This is a genomic window from Pseudokineococcus sp. 1T1Z-3 (assembly GCF_037482365.1).
In the GTDB taxonomy this organism is placed as follows: Bacteria; Actinomycetota; Actinomycetes; order Actinomycetales; family Quadrisphaeraceae; genus Pseudokineococcus.
Genome location: NZ_JBBHZF010000001.1, coordinates 85,296 through 107,880 on the forward strand (window position 1 = coordinate 85,296; position 22,585 = coordinate 107,880).

20 protein-coding genes and 1 riboswitch are annotated in these 22,585 nt (G+C 75.9%); of the genes, 12 read left to right on the top strand and 8 right to left on the bottom strand.

Annotation, left to right across the window (positions count from 1 at the left end):
• The first annotated feature begins 116 nt into the window (after positions 1-116).
• Positions 117-299, top strand: coding sequence for a hypothetical protein (locus WDV86_RS00350; protein WP_339565601.1), 183 nt, complete (start codon positions 117-119; stop codon positions 297-299).
• Between the two features lie 46 nt (positions 300-345).
• Here the strand turns inward: WDV86_RS00350 and WDV86_RS00355 are convergent, their stop codons facing one another.
• Positions 346-1,392 carry an App1 family protein gene (locus WDV86_RS00355; RefSeq protein ID WP_339565602.1) on the bottom strand — a complete coding sequence of 349 codons (1,047 nt, stop codon included), beginning with the start codon at positions 1,390-1,392 and terminating at the stop codon, positions 346-348.
• Between the two features lie 193 nt (positions 1,393-1,585).
• On the opposite strand from WDV86_RS00355, the gene WDV86_RS00360 reads away from it, so the two are divergent.
• A complete protein-coding gene (locus tag WDV86_RS00360; RefSeq protein ID WP_339565603.1) occupies positions 1,586-2,476 on the top strand; it encodes an alpha/beta fold hydrolase in 891 nt (296 codons plus the stop codon).
• Positions 2,477-2,489: 13 nt separating this feature from the next.
• On the opposite strand, the gene ku is transcribed toward WDV86_RS00360, so the two are convergent.
• A complete protein-coding gene (ku, locus tag WDV86_RS00365) occupies positions 2,490-3,563 on the bottom strand; it encodes a non-homologous end joining protein Ku (protein ID WP_339565604.1) in 1,074 nt (357 codons plus the stop codon).
• Positions 3,564-3,657: 94 nt separating this feature from the next.
• Between ku and ligD (WDV86_RS00370) the strand changes: the two genes are divergently transcribed.
• Both ligD (WDV86_RS00370) and ligD (WDV86_RS00375) read left to right on the top strand, forming a co-directional pair.
• Positions 3,658-4,674 carry a non-homologous end-joining DNA ligase gene (gene ligD / locus WDV86_RS00370; RefSeq protein ID WP_339565605.1) on the top strand — a complete coding sequence of 339 codons (1,017 nt, stop codon included), beginning with the start codon at positions 3,658-3,660 and terminating at the stop codon, positions 4,672-4,674.
• Positions 4,671-5,642 (top strand): non-homologous end-joining DNA ligase, encoded by a 972-nt coding sequence (gene ligD / locus WDV86_RS00375; RefSeq protein ID WP_339565606.1) that lies wholly within the window; start codon positions 4,671-4,673, stop codon positions 5,640-5,642. Before ligD (WDV86_RS00370) ends, ligD (WDV86_RS00375) begins: the two co-directional genes overlap by 4 nt.
• A 32-nt stretch (positions 5,643-5,674) precedes the next feature.
• Here ligD (WDV86_RS00375) and WDV86_RS00380 read toward each other — a convergent pair whose 3' ends face one another.
• The 4 genes from WDV86_RS00380 to pdxH all read right to left on the bottom strand — a co-directional run bounded on the left by WDV86_RS00380 (position 5,675) and on the right by pdxH (position 11,328).
• Positions 5,675-6,193, bottom strand: coding sequence for an HNH endonuclease (locus tag WDV86_RS00380; protein ID WP_339565607.1), 519 nt, complete (start codon positions 6,191-6,193; stop codon positions 5,675-5,677).
• 491 nt (positions 6,194-6,684) lie between these two features.
• The gene (locus WDV86_RS00385) at positions 6,685-7,458 is read right to left on the bottom strand and encodes a C40 family peptidase (RefSeq protein WP_339565608.1); all 774 of its coding nucleotides are present in this window, start codon (positions 7,456-7,458) and stop codon (positions 6,685-6,687) included.
• Between the two features lie 131 nt (positions 7,459-7,589).
• A riboswitch (cyclic di-AMP (ydaO/yuaA leader) is annotated at positions 7,590-7,770 on the bottom strand.
• Between the two features lie 201 nt (positions 7,771-7,971).
• Entirely contained in the window at positions 7,972-8,712 is a 741-nt protein-coding gene (locus WDV86_RS00390) for a metal-dependent transcriptional regulator (protein ID WP_339565609.1), read from the bottom strand.
• Positions 8,713-9,333: 621 nt separating this feature from the next.
• Entirely contained in the window at positions 9,334-11,328 is a 1,995-nt protein-coding gene (gene pdxH, locus WDV86_RS00395; protein WP_339565610.1) for a pyridoxamine 5'-phosphate oxidase, read from the bottom strand.
• A 183-nt stretch (positions 11,329-11,511) separates the two neighbouring features.
• On the opposite strand from pdxH, the gene WDV86_RS00400 reads away from it, so the two are divergent.
• The 4 genes from WDV86_RS00400 (at position 11,512) to WDV86_RS00415 (ending at position 15,974) form a co-directional block, all read left to right on the top strand.
• Positions 11,512-12,447, top strand: coding sequence for an ABC transporter substrate-binding protein (locus tag WDV86_RS00400; RefSeq protein ID WP_339565611.1), 936 nt, complete (start codon positions 11,512-11,514; stop codon positions 12,445-12,447).
• Positions 12,444-13,553, top strand: a complete 1,110-nt coding sequence (locus tag WDV86_RS00405) for a FecCD family ABC transporter permease (protein ID WP_339565612.1) — start codon at positions 12,444-12,446, stop codon at positions 13,551-13,553. Before WDV86_RS00400 ends, WDV86_RS00405 begins: the two co-directional genes overlap by 4 nt.
• Positions 13,554-13,558: 5 nt before the next feature.
• Positions 13,559-14,671: a FecCD family ABC transporter permease gene (locus tag WDV86_RS00410; RefSeq protein WP_339565891.1), complete on the top strand. Its 1,113-nt coding sequence runs from the start codon at positions 13,559-13,561 to the stop codon at positions 14,669-14,671.
• A gap of 121 nt (positions 14,672-14,792) precedes the next feature.
• The gene (locus WDV86_RS00415) at positions 14,793-15,974 is read left to right on the top strand and encodes a Fic family protein (protein WP_339565613.1); all 1,182 of its coding nucleotides are present in this window, start codon (positions 14,793-14,795) and stop codon (positions 15,972-15,974) included.
• A gap of 103 nt (positions 15,975-16,077) precedes the next feature.
• Here the strand turns inward: WDV86_RS00415 and WDV86_RS00420 are convergent, their stop codons facing one another.
• Positions 16,078-16,653, bottom strand: a complete 576-nt coding sequence (locus WDV86_RS00420) for a PIN domain-containing protein (protein ID WP_339565614.1) — start codon at positions 16,651-16,653, stop codon at positions 16,078-16,080.
• 38 nt (positions 16,654-16,691) lie between these two features.
• The gene (locus WDV86_RS00425) at positions 16,692-17,243 is read right to left on the bottom strand and encodes a helix-turn-helix domain-containing protein (RefSeq protein WP_339565615.1); all 552 of its coding nucleotides are present in this window, start codon (positions 17,241-17,243) and stop codon (positions 16,692-16,694) included.
• A gap of 661 nt (positions 17,244-17,904) precedes the next feature.
• On the opposite strand from WDV86_RS00425, the gene WDV86_RS00430 reads away from it, so the two are divergent.
• The 4 genes from WDV86_RS00430 to WDV86_RS00445 all read left to right on the top strand — a co-directional run bounded on the left by WDV86_RS00430 (position 17,905) and on the right by WDV86_RS00445 (position 22,583).
• Positions 17,905-18,918, top strand: coding sequence for a Fic family protein (locus WDV86_RS00430; protein ID WP_339565616.1), 1,014 nt, complete (start codon positions 17,905-17,907; stop codon positions 18,916-18,918).
• A complete protein-coding gene (locus WDV86_RS00435; protein WP_339565617.1) occupies positions 18,915-20,459 on the top strand; it encodes a type I restriction-modification system subunit M in 1,545 nt (514 codons plus the stop codon). Before WDV86_RS00430 ends, WDV86_RS00435 begins: the two co-directional genes overlap by 4 nt.
• A gap of 52 nt (positions 20,460-20,511) precedes the next feature.
• Entirely contained in the window at positions 20,512-21,660 is a 1,149-nt protein-coding gene (serC, locus tag WDV86_RS00440) for a phosphoserine transaminase (protein ID WP_445262876.1), read from the top strand.
• Between the two features lie 107 nt (positions 21,661-21,767).
• Positions 21,768-22,583 carry a lysophospholipid acyltransferase family protein gene (locus WDV86_RS00445; protein ID WP_339565619.1) on the top strand — a complete coding sequence of 272 codons (816 nt, stop codon included), beginning with the start codon at positions 21,768-21,770 and terminating at the stop codon, positions 22,581-22,583.
• Positions 22,584-22,585: the final 2 nt, after the last annotated feature.

Below are 22,585 nucleotides of genomic sequence, written 5' to 3' on the forward strand. Positions count from 1 at the left end.
GCGCGTTGAGGGTGCGAGGAGACCCGACGTCGACCACCCTCGTCGATCGCGGGCAGAGCCCGCGCGGCTGGTGCGCGGGGACGCACGGCCGTCACCGCCGCACGGAAGCGCAGCCCATGGCCTATCTCGCCCTGCTCGTCCCGGTCCTCGTCCTGCCCGTCCTCATCGCCATGGCGGCCTTCGAGGCCCGGTGCAGCGACGGGTCGCCGCTGCTGCGCCGGCGCGTGCCCGCGCAGCGGACGGCGCCGCTGGCCCTGCCCGCGGCCACGACGTCCGAGCAGGCCTCGCGCTCCGTGTGACGCCCGGGCGGGACCGCCACGCGTCCCGGCGCGCGCCACCCCTCCCCTAGAGCAGCCCACCCTGGCGAAGGAGCCGGGCGAGGCCGGCGCCGTCGGGCGCCGAGACCCACAGGTGCTCCCGGTCGCCGGGGGCGTGCAGGCCCTGCGGCCCGGGCAGGCCCTGCGCGAGGACCGACTCCGTCGGTGACAGGTGCCGGATCGCGACGGCGGCCACGCTGCCCGGCCGCTCGCGGGCGAACGCCGCGTAGACGGACTCGTCGCGCTGGCCGTCGTCGCCCACCAGCAGCCACCTGACGTGGGGGAACTCCTCGGCGAGACGGCGCAGCGTCCGCTCCTTGTGCAGGCGCCCGTTGCGGAACCAGCGGTCCGGCGTCGGCCCCCAGTCGGTGAGCAGCAGCGGCCCGCGCGGGTAGAGGTGGCGGTGCAGGAAGCGGGTCAGCGCGGGGGCGACGTTCCACGCGCCCGTCGACAGGTAGAGCACGGGCGCGTCGGTGTGCCGGCGCACCAGCCGCTCGTAGAGCACCGCCATGCCCGGCACGGGCGCCCGCGCGTGCTCGTCGAGGACGAAGGTGTTCCAGGCGGCGAGCAGCGGCCGGGGCAGCGCCGTGACCATCACCGTGTCGTCGATGTCGCTGACGATCCCGACCTCGACGTCGTCGCCGATGACCCGGACCTGCCCCGTCACCGGCTCGGCCCCCTCGGCCCGCAGGGTGACCGGCCGCCAGCCGGGCTCCAGCGCGGCCGGCAGCGTGGCGTCGACGAAGCCGCCACGGTCGGTGGTGACGACGTGCTCGACGCCGCCCACCTCGACGACGACGGAGGCGTCGCGCACCGGCACCGTGAGGAAGCTGCGCCAGCCGCGCACCACCTCCGGCCGGTCGCCCCGCTCGCGCCCGTCCGGTGCCGTGAGCAGCAGCCGGCCCAGGACCCGGACGCTGCGCGGCGAGCCGTAGCCCGGGTAGACGGTCGTCGACGGCTGCCAGCCCTCGTCCAGCGCCCTGCGCACCGCACGGCGGTGCAGGGCGTCGGAGAGCCGGACCGTCCGGGCGTGCAAGGGCCGCAGTGCCGGCGGCGCCTCCTCGCTGATGGCCACGTGTGAACCCTGCCACAGCCGCCCGACGACGCAGACGGGGGCGGCCTGCGCGGTGAGCGCCCCACCCGCGGGGGCCGGCCGCCCCCCGCGCGCAGGACCTCGGCGCCCGACGACGCCGGGCCCGACGACGCGGTCGGGTCACGATCGCCCGACCACCCTCCCCACCGGGGCCCGCCTCGCCCACGATGGCCCGGTGACCCCGCCGAGCCGACGCCGACGCTGGCGCCGACGGGTCGTCGTCCTCGCCGCTGCCGCGCTGCTCGTCGTCCTGCCCGCCTCCGGCCTCCTGTGGCCGGCCCTGCCGGGCCGCTCGGGCGGCGCCACCGCCGGCCCCGCCGACGGACCGCGGCCGGCCCCGGCGCCCGACCCCCTGGTCGAGGACGTCCCCGCCGACCAGCGGCCCCTGCTCGTCGTCGCGCCGGACGCGGGCGGCGCGCTCACCACGTCGACCGTGGCGACGTCGGGCGACCTCCCGGCGACGGTGCCCGAGACCGCCGTCCTCCTCCTGCACGGGTACACGAGCAGCGCCGCCGGCGTCGCCGACCGCCTGCAGGCCGAGGCGCTGGCCGCCGCGCTGGACGCCGTCGTCGTCGCCCCGACCGGCCTCGGCGCGCGGACGAGCTGGGACGCCGGCGGCTGCTGCGGCTCCGCCGCGCGCTCCGGCGTGGACGACGTCGGCTTCCTGCGGCACCTGCTCGTCCGGCTGCGCGCGCGCGGGGCCGAGCGGGCCTACGTCGTGGGCTACTCCAACGGGGGCATGCTCGCCTACCGCCTCGCCTGCGAGCACCCGGACGACGTCGACGCCATCGCCGTCGTCAACGGCTCGATCACCGTCCCGCGGTGCCCCGGCGCCTTCACCGCCCTGCACCTGGCGGGGGCGGACGACGCCGCCGTGCCGGTCGACGGCGCCGAGCGGGTCCCCTACCTGTTCACGGGCTTCCCCGCGCTGGAAGACCTCCGGACGATCGCGCCGGCCGCCGACCTCGACCTGCGCGTGCTGCCCGACGTGGGGCACGAGGTCGCACCGCAGGTGCCCGCCACCATCCGCGCCTGGCTGCGGACGGCGCCGACGGCGCCCTCGTGAACCGGCTGGCCGGCTAGGCCGACTTCTTGCTGCGGGTGCGGCGCGGCGGCGTGGCGCCAGCGTCGGGCGCCTCCTCCTTCTCCTGCTTCGCCGACCTCTTCGAGCTCGTGGACGACGCGCGCCCGGAGCTCTTGGCCTTCGGCGAGGACCCACTCCCCGACGAGCCCTTCGCCGCCGTGCCCTTCGCCCGCGAGCTCTTGGCCGGCGTGCTCTTCGCCGCCGTGTCCTCCGTCGCCGGCCCCTCTGCCGACGCGCTGCCCGGCTCGGCGTCCCCGCCCTCGTCACCGGCCTCGCCGCGGTCCTGCCGGGCGCGGGCGACGCTGCGCTGCAGCGCCGAGAGCAGGTCGACGACCTGGGCGCCCCCGCCCTCGCCGTCCGCGTCGTCCTGCGCCGGCGGCCGGCTGACCTCCCCGGCGCTGATCTTCGCCTCGACCATCTCCGCCACCGCCGTCGCGTAGTCGTCGGTGAAGGCGTCGGGGTCGAAGTCGGCGGCCAGGCTCTCCACCAGCGAGGCGGCCATCTGCCGCTCCTGCGGGCGCAGCTCGACCTCCCCGCCGAGGACGTCGAAGGAGGCCTCGCGCACCTCGTCGGGCCACAGCAGCGTCTGCAGGCAGATGACGTCGTCGCGCACCCGCAGCAGCGCGAGCGACTCCCGCTGCCGCAGCGCCACCTTGACGACGGCGACCCGGTCGGTCTCGGCGAGCGCCTCGCGCAGCAGCGTGTACGGCTTGAGCGCCGTCTTCTCCGGCTCGAGGTAGTAGGCCTTGTTGTAGAGGACGGGGTCCACCTGCTCGCGCGGCACGAACTCGACGACGCCGATCTCCCGGCTCGTCGAGAGCGGCAGCTCGTCCAGGTCGCCGTCGGACAGGACGACCTGCTCGCCGTCCGCCGTCTCGTACGCCTTGGCGATCTCGGGGTAGGAGACCTCCTCGCCGTCCACGCTGCACACGCGCTTGTAGCGGATGCGCCCGCCGTCGGCCTCGTGGACCTGGTGGAAGCGCAGGTCCTTGGTGCCGGTGGCCGCGTAGACCTTGACAGGGACCGACACGAGCCCGAAGGAGACGGCGCCCTTCCAGATGGCCCTCATGCGACGCCTCCTCCGGCGGTCGCCCGGTGCCGGGAGGCCGGGCACCCGCCCGGCGCGTGTCCGCCTGCCGCGCCATGATCGACCGGTGCGGCCCATGCTCGCCACTCCCACCGCCGACCCGGGGTCGTTGCCGGCCACGCGCGGCGCCGCGCCCGACGCCCCCGACCCGGTGTGGTCCTACGAGGTCAAGTGGGACGGCATGCGGCTGCTGGCCGACGTCGGCGCGGGCGGGCTGCGTCTGTCCAGCCGCACCGAGCGCGACGTCGGCGGCGCCTTCCCCGACCTGGCCGGCCTGCCCGCCGCGGCCGCTGCCGTGGGCGGCGACCTGCTGCTGGACGGCGAGGTCGTCGCCCTCGACCCGGCCGGCCGGCCCTCCTTCGGCGTGCTCGCCCCGCGGCTCGGCCTGTCGGGCGGGGCCGCCCGGCGGGCGGCGCGGGCGGTGCCGCTGGTCTACGTCGTCTTCGACGTGCTGCGCGCGGGCGGCCAGGACCTGGTGCCCGAGCCGCTGCGCGTGCGCCGCGAGGTCCTGGAGGGGCTCGGCGCGCAGTGGCTCGCCGACCCTCCCGTCGTCGGCGGTGCGGCGCTCCAGGTCTCCCCCGGGTTCGGCTCGGGCGCCGACGTCCTCGCCGCCACGCGGGCCCAGGGCCTGGAGGGCGGCGTCGCCAAGCGGTGGGACTCCCCCTACCGGCCGGGCGTGCGCAGCCGTACCTGGGTCAAGGCCACGCACCGGACCCGGCGCACGGTCGTCGTCGGCGGCTGGCGCCCGCAGGAGGGCACGACCACCCGGGTCGGAGCCCTCCTCGTCGGCGCCCCGGACGCGGACGGGTGCCTGCGCTACCTCGGCCGGGTCGGCAGCGGCGTCGGCCCCCGCGCCGCCGCGCAGCTGGCCCCCGTGCTGGCCCCGCTGCACCGCAGCACCTCCCCCTTCGGCACGGACGTGCCACGGGAGGACGCCCGGGGGGCGACGTGGGTCGAGCCGCACCTGCGGGCGGAGGTCGAGTCGCTGGGCTCGACGTCGGGCGGCCGGCTGCGCCAGCCCTCCTTCCTCGGTCTGCGCGCGGACGCCGAGCCGGAGGTCGTGGACCCGGCCGACCTCCCCGGTGCCCCGTGAGCCCTCCGACGACGAGGCCGGGGGCCACCGTCCAGGTCGTCGAGGTCGGCGGCCGCCGGCTGCGGCTGACGTCGCTGGAGAAGGTGCTCTACCCGGCGACCGGGACGACGAAGGCCGAGGTGCTCGACTACGTCGTCCGTGCCGCCGAGCCGTTGCTGCGCCAGCTGCGCGACCGGCCGGTCACCCGGGTGCGCTGGCCGCACGGCGTCGCGCAGGAGTCCTTCTTCGAGAAGAACGCCCCGGGCGGCGCGCCGTCGTGGGTGCGGACGGCGCACGTGGCCCTGCACGGCAGCGACGGCGGGACCGCCGGCGACGCCCCGCCCGCGGCCGGCACCGAGACGCTGACCTACCCGCTGCTGGACGACGTGGCCGGCCTGGCGTGGGCCACGAACCTCGCCGCGCTGGAGCTGCACACCCCGCAGTGGCGGGTGCAGGGCGCCGGTCGGTCCGGGGCGCCGGCGCCGACGGCGCACCCCGACCGGCTCGTCGTCGACCTCGACCCCGGGCCCGGCACCGGGCTCGCCGAGTGCGCGGCGCTGGCGCACGTCGTCGCCGAGCGCCTCGTCGACGACGGCCTCGACCCGCGGCCGGTCACGAGCGGCAGCAAGGGCCTGCAGCTGTACGCCGCGCTGGCCGGCGAGCAGGACGCGGGCGAGGTCCGTGACTACGTCCGCCGCCTCGCCGAGGGCCTGGCCCGGGACCGCCCGCGCGAGGTCGTCGCGACGATGGCGAAGGCGGCCCGGCGGGGCAGGGTCTTCCTCGACTGGTCGCAGAACACGTGGTCCAAGACGACCATCACGCCGTACTCGCTGCGCGGGCGCGAGCAGCCCCGCGTCGCCGCCCCCCGCGGCTGGGACGAGCTCGACGAGGACCTCGCCCAGCTGTCCCCGGCCGAGGTGCTGCACCGCCTGGACACCGAGGGCGACCTCCTCGACGACGTCGAGGACGGCCCGCGCCTGCCGACGTGAGGCGCTGGACCGGCGGCCGCGAGGAGCCGCTGTCAGGCCACCTCGACGACCGCGGCGGGCACCGCGCCGGGCAGGTAGTCGGTCCAGCCGGGGTGGGTCCCCTCGGCGCCCTGGGCGACCCACGCCGGCCCGGCCGGGGCGACGGGCCGCACGCGCAGCACCCAGCCCATCTCCTCCGGGGTCCGGTCACCCTTCTGGCCGTTGCAGCGCAGGCAGCACGCGACGAGGTTCTCCCAGCTGTCGCGCCCGCCGCGGCTGCGCGGCAGCACGTGGTCGACCGTGGTCGCCGAGCGCTTGCAGTAGGCGCAGCGCCCGCCGTCGCGCCGCAGCACCCCCCGTCGGGAGACGGCCACGGACCGCAGGTGGGGCACCCGCACGTAGCGGGTCAGCAGGATGACCGACGGGCGCGGCAGGCTCAGCGTGGCCGCGACGACGGGCACCTCGTCGGCCGCCAGGACGACGGCCTTGCCGGCCAGGACGAGCACGACGGCCCTCTTGAAGGAGACGACCCCGAGGGGCTCGTACCCGGCGTTGAGGACGAGAGTGCGCATGACGACCCCGATCTGCCCGTGCCGCCGCCGCCTGGGGCGTGCCGTCGGGCGCTCTCACCGCGGCTGGAGCGCACGCGGAGGGTGGGAGACGCACGACGGCGCCGACCAGTGGTCGACGCCGTGGGGTGCGCGAGGTCCGGGGGCCGGGGGCGGCCGGGTGGCCGCTGCCGACCCCGAGGTCCTCGGTGGTCGCCCGCCGAGGCCGCTGCGGCGGCGCGCGCGCACGAACCGGCCCTGGAGCGGGCGGGACGCGCGGGCACCGACGTCACGGGACCTCCTCGTGCGGGTCGCCGGCCGCTGACGCGCCCGGCGAGGTCACGGTAAGGCCCCGGGCCCGTGCCGTCACCGGAGAATCCGGACTCCACCGGGTCGAGACCTCGGCGACGCCGGGGCGACGCCCGGACGACGACGGCCCGTCACCTCCCGTGGAGGTGACGGGCCGTCGTCACGAGCGCCTCGCCGTCAGCTGCTGGGGCTGCCAGGTGGGGTCGTCAGTAGCGGACGAAGTAGACGTCCGACGTCCAGATCGCGCGCTTGGACACCGACTTGCCCGGGCGGGGCGAGTCGTACCACTCGTTGCCGCCGGCGTAGATGCCGACGTGCGAGCCGTCCGAGACGACGGCCAGGTCACCCGGGCGGGCCTCGGAGCGGGAGACCCGCTGGCCGCCGGCGCCCTGGGCGGCCGCCGTGCGGGGCAGGGAGATGCCGACCTGGGCGAAGACGTACTGGGTGAAGCCCGAGCAGTCGAAGCCCGACGGGCTCGTCCCGCCGTAGGCGTACGGCGTGCCGACGTACTGCGCGGCGACGTCCAGCACGGAGGAGCCGGCGCTGGAGTCCGGCGCGGGCGCAGACGCCGGCTCGGTCTCGGTCTCGGTCTCGGTCTCTGCGGCCGAGCTGGTGGGCTGGCTGGCGGTGGTCGGCTCGGCGGCCGCGCCCGCGGAGCTCTGCGAGGAGCCGGACGCCGTCCGCTCGGCGGAGCGGGAGACGCTGGCCTCGGCGCGGGTGGCGGCGACGGGCTCGACGACGACCGGCGGCGGGGGCGGCGGCGGCGGGGTCACGGTCGGGGCCTCGCTCGCCGCGAAGGTCAGGGGCACGTCCGCGGCGACGGTCACCGCCTCGTTCAGCGCAGGCCCGGTCGGGACCGAGGCGCTCTCGACGGCCTGGGCCACGCGGGCGGGGCTCGGGGCGTCGGCGGGCTCGGCGACGGCGGACGTCGTGACGCCCGTCGTCAGGACGAGGCCGGTGGCGGCGGCGGCCACGGCCACGCGGCGACCGGTGCGGCGGGCACCCGCGGCACGGGCGGCGACGGCGGCGCTGAGGTCGGTGAGGGGTGTGCGGACCTGACCGGGGGCCGCATGACGCGGCGCAGGACGTGCGGGGGCGCGCAAGAGCACTGTGTGCCTCTCCCAGCGCCTACGAGGTGAGCTGTCGGGTTCGGGTGGGAGCCACCCGGCCGGCTCGTCGCGAGACCGGCTTCACCCCGAGGTCCGCACGCCACCACCCCTCGTGGGGCCGTGCGTGCGGGACCGGAAGTGGGTCCCCCGTCCCTGCCACGTCGTGCTCGGTGGGACCTGGTCTCCGGTGGCAGGGCTCGGCGTCCGGAGATCAGGGCTGGCCCGGTGTGCCGGGCAGCGGCCGGGAACGTACCTCAGAGGTCACGAGTGCGTCACATCGCGATAACGGGCCCGGCGTGTCGTCGTCACCTCGGGTACAGGCCGTCACCACGACTCACTCTGCGCATCCATCCAGTGGCGTCGGAGCACGGACGGGCGCAGGGGTCAGGCGGTCGCGGACGGCGCGACGAAGACGTGCGAGGCGACGCCGTCGACGAGCTCCAGCCCCACCTCGGCGCCGTCGGCGATCACGACGACGGAGCCCTCGCTGCCCCGCCGGGGCGACGGGCGCCGCTCCAGCGTCACGGCGCTGCCGGGGCGCACGGCCGCGGCGGCGAGCTGGGCCATGACGGCGTGGTCGTACTGCACGGGCTCGCCGAGGCGGCGGACGACGAAGGGCCCGGGGCCGCCCTCGCTGGCCTCGACGAGGGTGACGACGCCGTCGAGGAAGGACGTCGAGGCGTCGCCCGCGCTGTCGGGGGCGCCGCCCTCCAGCTCGCCGAGGCCGGGGATGGGGGTGCCGTAGGGCGACTCGGTGGGGTGCTCGAGGAGCTCGACGAGCCGCTTCTCGACCCGGTCGCTCATGACGTGCTCCCAGCGGCACGCCTCCTCGTGCACGTACTCCCAGTCGAGCCCGATGACGTCGGTCAGCAGCCGCTCGGCGATGCGGTGCTTGCGCATGACGCGGGTGGCGAGGGTGCGGCCGTGGTCGGTGAGCTCGAGGTGGCGGTCACCGCTGACGACGACGAGCCCGTCGCGCTCCATGCGCGCCACGGTCTGCGAGACGGTCGGCCCGCTCTGGGAGAGCCGCTCGGCGATCCGCGCCCGGAGGGGGACGATGCCCTCCTCCTCCAGCTCGAAGATCGTGCGCAGGTACATCTCCGTGGTGTCGATGAGGTCGCTCACGCGACTCGTCCTCCTCCGTCTCGTCCCGCGCCCGGGAGCCGCTCTCGTCGCCGGGGGCCCTGGCGACGACGACCGCTCGGGGCTCGGCACCGGGTGTCGGCACCGTCGCCGTCCGGCCGGTCGTTCCTGGAACGATCCTAGAGTGGAGCGACGTCCCGCGTCCTCCTCCCGCAGGGCCACGACGCCACCCCCTGCCAGCACCCTGGTCCGACACGACCTCGACGCGCGCGGTGGGCCGCGGCCGCGCGAGGCGCCGCCGCCGCGGGGGGCGCCCCACCTCGCCGTGCCCCTGACCTCGCCGAAATGCCTGGCGCCCTCGCGGCGGCGGACGTACGGTCCGCGGACACGAGAGAGGAGGTGGTCCGACACGTGAGTGACCTACGGACGCGTGAGGTGGCTGCCCGCTAGCCGCCCGAGCACATCGGACGACGCTGTCGCGCTCGTCCGGACCGCCCGCCAGGGCACGACCTGGCGCGAGAGAGGCGGACCGGCGACACCACGGCAGCCACCGCAGCCCCCGGGTGCCGTGCCCGTCCAGCACGGCGACGACGTCTCGGCGTCGAGCCCGGGGGCTGTCCCACGCCCGGGGAGCGCCACCACCGAGCCCGTCCGGGTGACGCCCTACGGCTGCAGCCGCTCCAGCCGCCACGCCGCGGCGTCGTCCAGGCGCGCCGGGCCGCCGGTGCGCGAGGTCCACACCGCCCGGTCGTGCAGCCGGGACGCACGCCCGGCCCACAGCTCGACCGACGTCGGCAGCACCCGGACGCCGCCCCACCCGTCGGGCAGCGGCACCTCGCGCCCCGCGAAGCGCTCCTCCAGCTCGGCGACCCGACGCTCCAGCTCCGCCCGGCCCGCCACCGGCTGCGACTGCGCCGACGCCCACGCCGCCAGCTGGGAGCCACGCGGGCGGGAGGCGAAGTAGGCCTGCGACTGCGCCCGGGTCGTCCGCTCGACGTGCCCCCGCAGCCGCACCTGGCGCGACGCCTCCTGCCACGGCAGCACCAGCGCGGCCCGCGGGACGGCGTCCAGCTGCCGCCCCTTCGCCGAGCCGAGGTTCGTGTAGACGACGGCGCCGCGCCCGTCCAGCTCCTTCAGCAGCACCGTGCGCGCGTCGGGCGCCCCGTCGGCGTCGACGGTGGCGAGGACGACGGCGCCGGGCTCGGTCACCCGCTCGTCCGCCGCGACCTCGGCGTACCAGGCCTCGAGCAGCTCCAGCGGGGCGAGCGGCGGGTCGGCGTGCCACAGCGGCGCGTCGTCGTCCAGGCCCGCACCGGTGTAGGTGATGCGCGCCCGGGGGTCGACGACGGACCCGGCCGCACCCGGGCCGGGCGTCGGGCCAGCCCCTTCCCGTGCGCCGGCGTCCGTGCCGTCGCCCGTCCGTCCACCTGTGCCCGACATGGGCGTCACCGTAGGGCGGGGCTGGGGCGACCCGGTCGGCGAAGGGCCACCAAGGTCGCCGGACGGGGCGGGCCAGGAGGACCCGTGCGGGCGCGGGTCGCCGTCACCGGCGCTCGCGACGGCGTTGCGCAGCACCTTGGCGAGGTAGAGCTGGTCGTCGGCGGCCAGCACCAGGCCCACCGGCGCGGCGGTCGTCCCGTGCGCCACCGCGACGCCGAGGGAGCAGGTCACCCTCAGGTCGGGGTGGGTGGGCAGCCGCAGCGCCTCGACCTGCCGGCGCACCTGCTCGGCGGCCGTCTCGGCACGCTCCCGCTCTCCGCCGGGCATCAGCAGGGCCAGCTCGTCGCCGCCCAGGCGGGCGACGACGTCGCCGGGCTCCGCCACCGCGCGCAGCAGGTCCGCGGTCCGCCGGAGCACCTCGTCCCCACCGGCGTGCCCCGCCCGGTCGTTGACGGACTTGAAGTGGTCGACGTCCAGGAGCACGAGGGCGACGCCGCTGCCGGAGGTGGCCGCCCGGGCGCAGGCGGCGGACAGCTCGTGGTCCCACTGCCGCCGGTTCAGCAGCCCGGTCAACGGGTCCTCGGTGCTGAGGCGCCGCAGCTCCCGCAGCAGCCGGCGGCTGGCGAGCTGCTCGAGCTCCAGCTCGCGGCGCGAGGTCAGCTCGGCCCGGGAGGACCGGTAGCGCAGCGTCTGACCGACGACCCCGACGACGCCGGCGGTCCCGAGGTAGAAGGTCGTGAGCACGAGGTCGGCTCCCCCGAGGCCCGCACCGGCGGAGGACCCCCACAGCGTCCCGACGACCGTGGGGAGCAGCAGGCCCGCCGTCCACAGCGGCCTCGTGGCGAGCACGCTCCCCGCGGCGTAGAAGACCAGGCTGGCGCCGAGCAGGTAGGCCCCGAGCGTCTGGACCTGCGGGAGCATCCAGCCGATCTCGAGCTGGAGGACGCCGAGACCCGCCGCGGTGGTCGCCCCGGGCCAGCGGCGACCGAGGGGCGTGCGCCACAGCAGGAGAAGCGCTGCCGCCATCGGCAGCAGGGCGAGCAGGCGGACCGGGAGGAAGGAGTCCGCGAGCGCCTGCCCCTCCAGCACCCTGTCGACCAACGACCACGTCGGCGAGATGACGACGGCGGCGGCGAGGACGGAGATCCCGCTCGCCCGCCCCCGGGCGCGCAGGCGTTCCTGCACCCACGTCGACGTCGCACCACCCCCGCCCCCCATGCCCCCGGTGTCGGCCGGCCGTCCCTGATCTTGACGGAGGACGCCGGACATCCCCTGTCCGCTTGCGGACGTGCGCCCGGGTGGCCGACGGCCGCAGCGGGACGGCGGGACCGGCTATCAGATGAGGTTAGGCTCCCCTGTGTGACCGAATCGCTCTCACTCTCTCGACCCCACAGCCGCCCGGTGGCCGTCGCCCTCGCTGCGGTGCTGCCCCTCGCCCTCACGGCGGGGTGCGCGACAGGCGTCGGCACCACCGCTGGAGGCAGCCCGAGCACGACGAGCACGACCGACGGCGTGCTCGTCCCGGACCCGACCTCCGTGGTGGTGCTGGAGGGTCGTCGGGACCTCGACGTCGTCCTGTCCCTCGGCCTGCCGCTGCGCGGCTTCCCCTACGAGGAGGACGGCGCCCTCGACCTCCCGTCCCCGCTGGCCGAGGAGCTCGCCGCGGTCCGGCAGGAGGGCGCCGAGCCGCTCTTCCTCGCCGACGAGGTGAACGTCGAGGCGATCGCCGCCGCCGCCCCGGACCTCGTCGTCGGTCGCGCCGAGGACGCAGAGCCGGTGACGCCGCAGCTCGAGGCCTTCACCACCGTCCTGCCCATCGGCGACCAGACGTCCTCCACCTGGCAGGAGGACCTGCGGCTGGTCGCCGCGGCCACGGGGGCGCCGGAGCGGGCCGAGCTCCTCGTCGACGCCTACGAGGAGCGGGTCGCCGACATCGCCGAGGAGTACGCCGACGTCCTCGCGGAGACGACCGTCGCGCCCGTCAGCATCAACGAGGAGGGGTCCGAGATCGGCGTCGACCGCCTGCTGACCACCGTCCTGCTCGACGTCGGCGTCACCCCCTCAGAGGCTTTCGCCGAGGCCCTGGAGGAGGACGAGGACGTGTCCTTCGGCCCCGAGCAGCTGCTGCAGGCCTTCGGCGACGCCGACGCCCTGGTCGTGCTGGTCAACCAGCCCGGGACCTGGGACGGCGTCCAGGCCGACCCGCTGTACCAGCAGCTCCCGGCCGTGCAGCAGGGCCACGTCGTGCGCTCGGACAAGCAGACGCACGAGGGCGCCGCCCTCACGGCCATGCAGTCCCTCGACGTGCTCGAGCAGCTGCTCAGCACCGTGCGGTGAGGCCGCAGGACGTCCGGGGCGTCCCCTCCTCGACCGTGCCCCCGCCGCTGGCCCCCGCCGCCGACGCCCAGGACCGGGCGCGGGCCCGGCCCCGCGGCACGGTCCTCGTGGCCGCGCTGGTCGCGGTGGCCGTCGCGGGCGTGGCGAGCCTGATGGTCGGCACCCGTGGCCTCGACCCCTTCACGGTGCTGGCGTCGCTGGCGGGCGGAGGTGACGCGGAGAGCCGCGCCATCGTCCTCGACCAGCGGCTGCCGCGCACCGTCGTCGGCCTGCTCGGCGGCGCGGCGCTGGCCGTCGCGGGCGCCGTCGTGCAGGGGCACACCCGCAACCCGCTGGCCGACCCCGGCCTGCTCGGCATCACGGCGGGTGCCGCCGCCGCCGTGGTCGTCGGCGGCTCCCTGCTCGGCCTCGCCACCGCGGGGGCCCAGCTGGGCGCCGCGCTGCTGGGCGCCGCCCTCGGCACCGCCGCCACCGTCGCCGTCGGGCTGGCCGCCGGCCGCGCCCGCGACGCCTCGCCGGCCTCGCTCGTCCTGGCGGGCACGGCCGTGTCGGCGGCGCTCGGCGCGGTGACGGGGCTGGTGCTGCTGCTGGACGCCAGCACCCTGGACAGCTACCGGTTCTGGACGGTGGGCTCGCTCGCCGGCGGCCGCGACCTGGGCGTGGTCCTCGACGTGCTCCCGGTGCTGGCGCTGGGGCTGCTGCTCGCCCTCGCGCAGGCACCGGCGCTCGACGCGCTCGCGCTCGGCGACGACGTCGCCCGCTCGCTCGGCCGGCGCCTGCTGCCGACGCGCGTGGTCGGTCTCCTCGCCGTCACCGCCCTGGCGGGCGGTGCGACGGCGCTGGTCGGCTCGCTGGGCTTCGTCGGGCTGGTGGCCCCTCACCTCGTGCGCATGAGCCGCCCCCGCGGGCACGCGAGCGCGCTGCCGCTGTGCGCGCTCGTCGGGGCCGCGCTCGTCGTGGCCGCCGACGTGCTCGGGCGCCTGCTCGTCGCCCCGAGCGAGCTGCCGGTCGGCGTCGTGCTCGGCGTCGCCGGCGGGCCCGCCCTGCTGGTGGTGGTCCTGCGCCTGGCCCGCGCGCGGCGAGGCCTGGTCAGGACCACCCGGTGAGCACCATGACGCGCGCGCCGGCCGCACCCAGCGCGCCCACGCGGGCGCCGTCGCCGTCCTGGCGCAGCCTGCGGCTGGGCCCGCTCTCGGCGCGCTGGCACCCCCGCCACGTGGCCGTCGCCGGTGCGCTGGTGGTCCTCGGCGTCGCGCTCGTCGTCGCCGGCGTCGCCGCGGGGGACCTGCGCCTGCCGGCCGGGCGGGTCCTGGCCGTCCTCCTCGGCGGGGGCGAGGCGGCCGAGCGCGTCGTCGTGCTCGGCCTGCGGCTGCCGCGCACGCTGCTCGCCGTCCTCGTCGGGGCGCTCCTCGCCCTCTCGGGGGCGCTCGTGCAGACGACGACGCGCAACGGGCTGGCGAGCCCGGACCTGCTCGGGGTCACGGGCGGGGCCGGGGCGGCGGCCACGGCCGTCCTCGTCCTGGGCGGCGGGGCCGCCCGGGGCCTGGGCGGGCTGGACCTGCTGGGCGGTCTCGCCGTGCCCGTGGCCGCGCTCGCCGGCGGCCTCGCGGCCGCCGTGCTCGTGGCCCTGGTCCTGCGGGTCACCGGGGCCGCCGGTCTGCAGCCGCTGCTCGTCGGGGTCGCGGTGGCCGCGCTCATGGGTGGGCTCACGAGCTGGATGCTGGTGGCCGCCGACCTCGAGGACGCCGAGCGCGCCTCGGCGTGGCTCGCAGGCTCTCTCGGCGGCCGCGGCTGGGCGGAGGTGCTGACGGCCGGCGTGACCCTCGCGCTGGTGGCGCCGTGGCTCCCGCTGGTGGCGACCCGCCTGCTGGCGCTGGAGCTGGGCGCCGCGACGGCGTCGTCGCTCGGCCAGGACGTGCGCCGCTCGGCGGCCGGCGTCGTGCTGGCCGCCGTCGCGCTCGCGTCCGTGGCCGCGGCGGTCGCGGGACCGATCGCCTTCGTCGCGCTGGTGGCGCCGCACCTGGCCCGGATGGCCTGCCGCGCGCCCCGCCCGCCGCTGGCCGTCACCGCGCTGACGGGGGCGGTGCTGCTGCTGCTCAGCGACCTCGCTGCGCGGACCGTGGCCGCGCCCGTGCTGCTGCCGACCGGCCTGGTCACCGCGCTGGTGGGCGCGCCCTTCCTCGTGTGGCTGCTCGTGCGCAGCCGCCGCGCGGGCATGTGGTGAGCGACGAGGAGCGGTCTGGGCGGACGAGGGGATGGGATGGACGACCGTGTCGCTATGTCTTTATCTTCTCGACATCGACCCGGTAGCCGGGCTCGTGTCTCGATGACGAGGGCATAGCGCCATGCCCCACCTCTACCGGACCCCTGACCCGGACCTCGACGACGACCGCGTGCTCGGCGAGATCCACGCCATGCGGTCGGCGCTCGCCAGCGTCCTGCGGGTGCCGCGGCGCTGGACGGGCGGACTCCGGCGCTCGGCCCAGGCGCAGGCCATCCGCGGCTCGAACAGCATCGAGGGCTACGTCGTGTCGGAGCAGGACGCCCTCGCGGCGGTCGACGACGACGAACCGCTGAGCGCCGACCAGCGGACCTGGGCGGAGGTCGTCGGCTACCGCCGTGTGCTCACGTACGTGATCCAGCTCGCGTCGACGCCCGGCTTCCGCGTCGACACGATGACCCTGCGCTCGATGCACTTCATGCTGCTCGAGCACGACCTGGGCAAGAGCCCCGGCCAGTACCGCCGGGGCGCCGTCGACGTGCAGGACGAGGCGACCGGCGAGACGGTCTACGAGGCACCCGACAGCGACGACGTGCCCGCCCTCGTCGACGCGCTCGGCGAAGGGCTGGAGGCCAACCGGGGCGCGGACCCCCTCGTGCGTGGCGCCATGGCGCACCTCGACCTCGTGATGATCCACCCCTTCCGGGACGGCAACGGTCGGATGGCGAGGGCGCTGCAGACGCTCGTGCTGGCCGAGGACGCCGTCCTGGAGCCGAGCTTCGCCAGCATCGAGGAGTGGCTGGGCCGCAACACGGAGGACTACTACCGCGTGCTCGCGGCGACGGGGCAGGGAGCGTGGCGGCCTGAGCGCGACGCCCACCTCTGGGTGAAGTTCTGCCTGCGGGCCCACCACATGCAGGCCCAGACGCAGACCCGACGCTTCCGGGAGGCAGAGGAGGCCTGGACGACGATCGACCGGCTCGTCGGCGAGCACGCCCTGCCCGAGCGCACCGCCGACCTCCTCTTCGACGCCGTCCGCGGGGTCCGCGTCCGCCGGCCGTCGTATGCCCGACGCGCAGACCTCGAGGACCGGACCGCCACGCGCGACCTCGGCCGCCTCGTCGACGTCGGGCTCCTGGAGCCCCGCGGGCAGACCCGTGGCCGCTACTACCGGGCCACCCAGCAGCTGATGGACCCCTTCCTCGCCGTCCGGTCCAGGCGGGGGCCGCTGCAGGACCCCTTCCCCGACCTCATGGACGAGATTCGCCGCGCGTCGCCGCCCGTCACCGACGCGCGGACCGTCTGACCGCGTGGGCCCGAGGCGCGCGGCCGCGGCCGGATCGACCACCCCTCGTGTCGGCTCGACGAGATCGCCTGCCCCGCGCAGCCCGCGGGCGTGGCCGCCGGGCTCACAGACCGAGCAGGTCCATGGCGTCACCCATGCCGTAGAGGCGGCGCAGGCTCGCGCCGATCTCCGCCTCGGTACGACGCGGCCCGTGGCGTCCGAAGCGGCTGGCGATCTGCGAGACGGCCGCCCGTGCACGTCGAGGACTCACCGCGACGGTGTTGAAGGCGAAGTCGCCCACGCGCAGCACCTGCACCGGCTCGGGGACAAGCCGTGGCGGCAGGTCGCGGACGTTCTCGGTGACGACCGCTTCGGCACCGCTGACCACGGCCACGGCGAGGAGGTGCTCGTCGGCGGCGTCCGGCAAGCCGAAGACGCCTTCCAGGCGCTGCCACCCGTCGACGTCGGCGTCCACGAAGGCGGTCCGCATCTGGTCGATCAGATGGTCGGCGCGACGCCCCGCGTCATCGGCACTACCTCCTCCTCGGTCGAGGTGCTTGGCGTTCTCCGTCTCCCAGAGCTCGTCGAGGACGGCACTGCTCCACACAGGCCGGTACAAGCCCTCGGCGGCCAGCGAGAGCAGGAAGTCGCGCTGCAGGCTCGGCCAGAGGACACACGTGTCGAGCACGGCGGTGTACACCCCGACATCCTGGCGAGGTCACCGTCAGGGGGTGCACGTCAGGCCTCGGCCCGAGCCTCCCGGCGTCGACCCGCCGCCGCGCGCCGTGCGGAGCGCAACCGGTCGAGCACGACCTCCACGTCCTCCTCGTCGTCGAGGTCACCGGAGGTCTCCGCCAGCGCGGCGTACTGCCGCTCCCGCATCCGCTCCCGGTAGTCGAGCAGGTCACGCAGCCGGATGCGGCGGTGGGCGCCAGGACGCTCGAAGGGCAGCTTCCCGTCATCGCAGAGGCGCACGAGCGTCGGCCTGCTCACCCCCAGCAGGTCCGCCGCCTGCTGGGTCGTCAGCGTCTGCGTCGTGGGCACCACCGTGACGGCGAGGTTCTGGGCCATGGCGTCGACGACCTGTCGCAGCACCCGGTAGACCTCAGGTGGCAGCTCGACCTGCTCACCCCCCTCGGACTCGGAGAGGAGCAGGTACCGCGCGGGCGGCCGCTCACGGCCCGACTCGAGCTGGGCCATCAGGTCATGGACGGGTGCGAGGGCAGCCACCGGGTCCGGCAGGTAGGTGTGCTGGTCCAGGTCGGCGGTCGCACTGGCGACGGTGCCCATCGGTTGCCTCCTCGAGTGGGGAACGCAGGAAACGTAAGACCATACGTTTCGTTCGTCTAGGCGGGGGCTCGACCTCGTGCGCACCATCACCCGCGGGGACGCAGCCAGTCGGTGGTCCGGCCGACCGCGCCACCGGTGTGGCCGTCACAAAGGGTGACGGGGCTGAGGCCACTCAGTGCGGCCAGACCGCATCGGCCTGACCGCGATGAGGGCGGGGCTTGCGACTGCCGCGCCGTGCTTGCAGCTCGACGAGCACGAGGCGCTCCGCCGGCGGCGCGACGACGCCTTCGCCGCGGTGGGTCGCCGCGCTGACCGCCCGCGCGGCCGCGCCCGGACGCACGGCCGAGCCGACGGGCGGGCCGCGACGGCTCGCCGCCCAGCGCGGGGGCTGGATCGCCGTGCCGGTGGTGCGCGTGGAGCGTCTCCCCAAGGGGGCCAGCTCGTGATCGAGGCGGATCCATGGCCAGGTCTTGGTATGAACAATTGACCCGCTCGGACCTGTACCAACTTCATCTCGCGGGCCCAGGCGCCCTCCGCGGACACCATGCCCCGAGTCCTGGACACCGACGCCCGAAGTCGTGGTCACCGACGCCCGTCATGCCGTCCTGGTACGGTCAATTGACTGAGCGAGGCCTGTACCAACTAGACACCGGAGGTGTCGGTGGCGCGAGGACGTCCCACGCGCGCGACGGTCTACGCAAGACTCGACAGGTCGATCACTGAGCTGCGGGAGCGGCTCGGCGGCCTTCCCTCGGCTGCCGAGGCGCGCGCCGTCTGGGACGACATATGGCACCTCGAGGCACACCACTCGACCGCGCTGGAGGGCAACACCCTCGTCCTACGCGAGGTCGAGCAGCTCCTCGAGCAGCAGCGACCTGTCGGCCGCAAGCCACTCAAGGACTACCTCGAGGTCCAGGGGTACGGGGAAGCGGCCCGATGGGTCTACGCGCAGGCGCTCGAGCCGTCGCATGCGGGCCCGGACGACCTGCTGACGATCATGGAGCTGCGTCACATCCACCACCTGGCGATGGGACCTGTCTGGACGGTCGCCCCGCACGAGCACGCCGGCGCCGACGAGGGCCCCGGCGACTTCCGTCGGCACGACATCCAGCCCTTCGGCAGCGGGATGACGCCGCCCGCATGGCCGACGGTGGACGCCGAGGTGAGGGCCTGGGTCACGAGCGCCTGCTCGCTCGCGGACGGCGGCGACGTGCCCTGGCCGGAGCGTGTCGCTCGGGTGCACGCGTCCTTCGAGCGGGTGCATCCCTTCATCGACGGGAACGGACGGACGGGTCGCCTCGCCCTCAACCTGCTCCTCGTGCGGCTCGGCTACCCGCCCGCCATCGTCCTCAAGCAGCAGCGCCCCACCTACCTGGCGTCGCTGGCGAAGGCGGACCAGGGTGACGACGGCCCGCTCGGGGAGATCGTCGCCCGCGCCATCACGGACAACCTCCACCGGTTCATCATCCCCAGCGTCGCGGGCCCGGCCCGCCTCGTGCCCCTCCAGGCTCTTGTGACGAGCGACGTGTCCCTCGCGGCTCTCCGGCACGCGGCCCGACGGGGACGCCTCGACGCCTACCAGGAGGTCGACGGCACGTGGCGCAGCTCGCGCCACGCCGTCGACGAGTACCTCCACTCCCGCCACGCCCGATCGACCGCGAGGACCACCTCATGACCGACGCCCGCCGCCTCGTCGACAAGCTGTGGTCCTACTGCAACGTCCTGCGCGACGACGGCGTCGGCACGATCGAGTACACCGAGCAGCTGACGTACCTGCTGTTCCTCAAGATGGCCTCCGAGCGCGACGACCGCGTGAGCCCCTTCGCCAGCCGCGACAGCGCCCCTCGGCCACGGATCGTGCCGAAGGAGCTGTCCTGGCAGCGGCTCCTGGACGCCGAGGGGCAGGAGCTGGAGGAGACCTACTCCTACGTCCTGCGCGAGCTGGCGCACGAGAAGGGTGTCCTCGGCACCGTCTTCCGCAAGGCGCAGAACCGCATCCAGGACCCGGCCAAGCTCCGCCGCCTCATCGTCGACTTCATCGACAAGGAGGCGTGGTCGGGCACAGGCACCGACATCAAGGGCGACGCCTACGAGCAGCTGCTCTCCCGGGGTGCCGAGGACGTGAAGTCCGGCGCGGGGCAGTACTTCACCCCGCGCCCGCTCATCGAGGCCATCGTCGACTGCGTCGACCCCACCGTGGCGGACACAGTCATCGACCCGGCGGCCGGTACCGGCGGCTTCCTGCTCGCTGCCCACGAGCACGTCGCCCACGCCTCTCGCGACTACACGCCGCCAGAGCGGGTGCACCTGCAGCACACCCTCGTCTCCGGTGTCGAGCTCGTCGACGGCACCGCCCGGCTGGCCGCGATGAACCTGCTACTGCACGGCATCGGCGACCCGGCCGGGGCCAGTCCCATCGACGTCCGCGACTCCCTCCTCGCCCCGCCGTCGAAGCGGGCGACCGTCGTCCTGTCCAACCCGCCGTTCGGCCGCAAGTCCTCGTTGACGATGGTCGGCGCCGACGGCCGGGGGGTGCGCGAGGACCGGGAGATCGAGCGGCAGGACTTCGTCGCGACGACGTCCAACAAGCAGCTCAACTTCATCCAGCACATCATGTCGCTGCTGGAGATCCACGGCCGCGCCGCCGTCGTCCTGCCCGACAACGTGCTCTTCGAGGGCGGCGCCGGCGAGGTGCTGCGGCGCAGGCTCCTGCGCGACTTCGACCTGCACACCATGCTGCGGCTGCCGACCGGCATCTTCTACGCCCAGGGCGTCAAGGCCAACGTCCTGTTCTTCGACCGCCGCCCCGGCCGGGACACCGGCCAGCCGTGGACCGAGCAGCTCTGGGTCTACGACCTGCGCACCAACCAGCACTTCACGCTGAAGCAGAACCCGATGCGCGCCCAGCACCTGGAGGACTTCGTCACCTCCTACGCCCCGGGACGCCCGCGCACCGAGCGGCGGGAGAACGAGCGGTTCCGCGCCTTCAGCTACGACGAGCTCGTCGCCCGCGACAAGGCGAACCTCGACATCACCTGGCTGCGCGACGCCTCCCTGGAGGACCTCGACTCCCTGCCCGCGCCCGAGGTCATCGCCCGGGAGATCGTCGAGGACCTCACCGCCGCCCTCGCCGAGTTCGAGGCTGTCGCCGCGGCGCTGGAGGCCTCGGCGGCCGAGCGCGAGCAGGAGTCGGTGGTGGCTCCAGCGGCGCCGTGACGTCAGCCCGCCGGGGCCGACGCCACGGGCCTCACCCGCGCGGTGCGGGAGGATGCCCGTCGTGAGCCCCGCCCCCACCCGTCCCGGCGACCTGCGCCTGCCGAGCTCGTTGCTGCCTGCGGACGGGCGCTTCGGGTCTGGCCCGAGCAAGGTGCGGCCCGCGCAGGTCGAGGCGTTGGCGGGCATCGCGAGCACCGTCGTCGGCACCTCGCACCGGCAGGCGCCGGTGAAGGACCTCGTCGCCCGCGCGCGCGCCGGTCTCGCCCAGCTGCTCGGGGCGCCGCAGGGGTACGAGGTGGTCCTCGGCAACGGCGGGTCGACGCTCTTCTGGGACGTGCTGACCGTCGGCCTCGTCCGCGAGCGCGCCCAGGCGTGCGTCTACGGGGAGTTCACGGCCAAGCTGGCCGCGGCGCTGGCCGCGGCTCCGTTCCTCGCCGAGCCCGACGTCGTCCGTGCGCCCTACGGGTCCCTCGCGGTGCCGACCGGGAGCGTCGACGTCGACGTCGTCGCGTACGCCCACAACGAGACGTCGACGGGCGTCGTGGCGCCCGTGCGGCGACCCGCGGGCTCCAGCGACGCGCTCGTCGTCGTCGACGCCACGTCGGCGGCGGGCGGTGTGCCGGTGGACCTCTCGCAGGCCGACGTCTACTACTTCGCCCCGCAGAAGGCGCTCGCCTCCGACGGGGGGCTGTGGTTCGCCGTCTGCTCGCCCGCGGCCCTCGCGCGCGCCGAGGAGGTCGCAGGCCTCGGGCGCTGGGTGCCAGCGTCGCTGTCCTTCCCGCTCGCGCTGGCGAGCAGCCGGCAGGACCAGACCCTCAACACCCCCGCTGTGCTGACGCTCGCGCTGCTCGTCGACCAGGTCGAGTGGCTGCTGTCGCAGGGAGGGCTCGCCTGGGCGGCCGAGCGAACGCAGGCGTCCTCGACGCACCTGTACTCCTGGGCGCAGGAGCGGCCGTGGGCGCAGCCCTTCGTCGCCGACCCCGCCCACCGCTCCCCCGTCGTCGGGACGATCGACCTCTCGGGCGACGTCGAAGCCGCGGCGGTCCGGGACGTCCTGCGCGCCAACGGCATCGTCGACGTCGACCCCTACCGGGCGCTGGGCCGCAACCAGCTGCGCGTCGGCATGTTCCCCGCCGTCGAGCCGGCCGACGTGCAGGCGCTGACGGCGTGCGTCGACTGGGTCGTGGAGCACCTGGCGTGAGGGGCCCCCACGACAGCCGCCGCGGGGGCCGCCGCGCCGCACCGGGAGGCCGGGCCCGCACGGGCGCGCCCGCGGTGCCAGGCGCACGCGCCCCTAGGCTGCCGGCCATGTCGCGCACGTCGGCGTGGGCCTCAGGCAGCGCCCGCCGCCTCCTCCAGCGCCTCGTGCTGCGCCCGGTCGTGCGCAGCCAGGTCTCGGTCGAGGTCCGGGGGGCCGAGCACGTCCGCGACCTGCCGGGCCCCTACGTCGTCGTCGCCAACCACTCCAGCCACCTCGACGCGCCGCTCGTCCTGGGGGCCCTGCCGCCGCGGGTGAGCCAGGACCTGGCCGTCGCCGCGGCCGCGGACTACTTCTTCGACGCGCGCTGGCGCGCAGCCCTCACGGGCCTGGTCTTCAACGCCTTCCCCGTCGACCGCGGCGGCACGCGCGGCAACCGTGGGCTCGCCGCGCAGCTGCTCGACGAGGGCACCTCGCTGCTGCTCTTCCCCGAGGGCACCCGCTCCAAGGACGGCACGATGGCGCCCTTCAAGGTCGGCGCCGCGGCCCTCGCCGTCACCCGCGGCGTCCCCGTCGTGCCCATCGGCCTCGTGGGCGCCTACGACGCGATGCCGCGTGGGCGCAGCTGGCCGGTGCCGGGGCGCCCACGGGTGCGCGTCGTCGTCGGCGAGCCGCTCATGCCCGGCCCGGAGGAGAACGCGCGGGCCTTCACCCAGCGCATCGCCCTGGCCGTCGAGCGCCTCGTCCGCGGGGAGGACGAGGCCGACGGCGTAGGCGAGGGCGGGCCGGGCGTCGTCCCCGTCGTCGAGACCGAGCCGGTGGAGCACCCGCACCCGACCGAGGCCACCGCGGCGGGCAGCCGTGAGCCCGCCGAGGCTCCCCCGCGCGGCCGCGAGGAGGACGAGCCGCCGGCGAGGGCATCATGACC

Coding starts and splice junctions, on each gene's coding strand:
- WDV86_RS00350 (WP_339565601.1), top strand. CDS start 117: ATGGCCTATCTCGCCCTGCTCGTCCCGGTCCTCGTCCTGCCCGTCCTC.
- ku (WP_339565604.1), bottom strand. CDS start 3,563: ATGAGGGCCATCTGGAAGGGCGCCGTCTCCTTCGGGCTCGTGTCGGTC.
- ligD (WP_339565605.1), top strand. CDS start 3,658: ATGCTCGCCACTCCCACCGCCGACCCGGGGTCGTTGCCGGCCACGCGC.
- WDV86_RS00380 (WP_339565607.1), bottom strand. CDS start 6,193: ATGCGCACTCTCGTCCTCAACGCCGGGTACGAGCCCCTCGGGGTCGTC.
- pdxH (WP_339565610.1), bottom strand. CDS start 11,328: ATGGGGGGCGGGGGTGGTGCGACGTCGACGTGGGTGCAGGAACGCCTG.
- WDV86_RS00410 (WP_339565891.1), top strand. CDS start 13,559: ATGACGCGCGCGCCGGCCGCACCCAGCGCGCCCACGCGGGCGCCGTCG.
- WDV86_RS00415 (WP_339565613.1), top strand. CDS start 14,793: ATGCCCCACCTCTACCGGACCCCTGACCCGGACCTCGACGACGACCGC.
- WDV86_RS00425 (WP_339565615.1), bottom strand. CDS start 17,243: ATGGGCACCGTCGCCAGTGCGACCGCCGACCTGGACCAGCACACCTAC.
- WDV86_RS00435 (WP_339565617.1), top strand. CDS start 18,915: ATGACCGACGCCCGCCGCCTCGTCGACAAGCTGTGGTCCTACTGCAAC.
- serC (WP_445262876.1), top strand. CDS start 20,512: ATGCCCGTCGTGAGCCCCGCCCCCACCCGTCCCGGCGACCTGCGCCTG.
- WDV86_RS00445 (WP_339565619.1), top strand. CDS start 21,768: ATGTCGCGCACGTCGGCGTGGGCCTCAGGCAGCGCCCGCCGCCTCCTC.